The sequence below is a fragment of the Clostridium sp. UBA6640 genome, assembly GCF_002455975.1.
In the GTDB taxonomy this organism is placed as follows: domain Bacteria; phylum Bacillota; class Clostridia; order Clostridiales; family Clostridiaceae; genus Clostridium_J.
In genome coordinates this window covers 23,793-24,664 of sequence record NZ_DKLM01000166.1, presented here as the reverse complement: position 1 = coordinate 24,664, position 872 = coordinate 23,793, and the positions used below count along the sequence as shown (strand labels likewise).

The 872-nt window shown below is 29.2% G+C and carries 1 protein-coding gene; it reads left to right on the top strand.

The window, feature by feature from the left end; all coding sequences use genetic code 11:
• Window positions 1-161 precede the first annotated feature (161 nt).
• Complete coding sequence (locus tag B2W91_RS19035; protein WP_291583779.1) at window positions 162-821, top strand: transaldolase family protein; 660 nt, start codon at window positions 162-164, stop codon at window positions 819-821.
• Window positions 822-872: the final 51 nt, after the last annotated feature.

Below are 872 nucleotides of genomic sequence, written 5' to 3'. Positions count from 1 at the left end.
TCAAATCCCTCTTTCTCCGCCAGATACACCCTATATTAAATATAGGGTGTATCTTTTTATATTTATAATTTAGTCAGCAAAAGTGTATGGACTTGTGGCAGAAATAAGTTAATTGTATAATTAATAATCATACAATAAAAATATTCTTAGGAGGAAATGTAATGAAATATTTTTTAGATAGTGCAAAGATAGATGAAATAAGATATGCGTATGAAAATTGGGGCATAGATGGTGTTACGACAAATCCAAGACACATACAAGCTAGTGGAAAACCATTTAATGTTGTTATAGAAGAATTAGCAAATGAGTTTAAAGGAAAAGACTTTCCTATATCAGTTGAAATAAATCCACATCTTGATAACGCTGAGGATATGATAAGAGAAGGAGAAAAATTAGCATCATTCTCTGAAAATTTTGTTGTAAAAATACCATGTACAGAACAAGGACTTGTTGCTGCTTATAAATTAAATCAAAAGGGAATAAAAACTAATGTTACTTTAGTATTCTCTCCATCTCAAGCAATACAAGCAGGTAGAATAGGTGCATATTTTGTATCACCTTTTGTTGGGTGGAAAGAAACTCATGGAGAAAATTGTGAGCAATATATAAAAGATATAGTTGATATATATAAAAACTTTGATATAAAAACAGAGGTTATAGTAGCAGCACTTAGAAATGGAAAACAAATAGTAGACGCTGCAAAAGCAGGTGCTCATATTGTAACTTGTGGCTTTGATGTATATAAAGATAGCTTTAGTCATCCATTTGTAAACTATGGATTAGATAAATTTACAAATGCATGGGATAATACAATAAAATAATAATATAATATAGGGATACAATGTTAAAGCTTAATATATACTCTGAAAAAT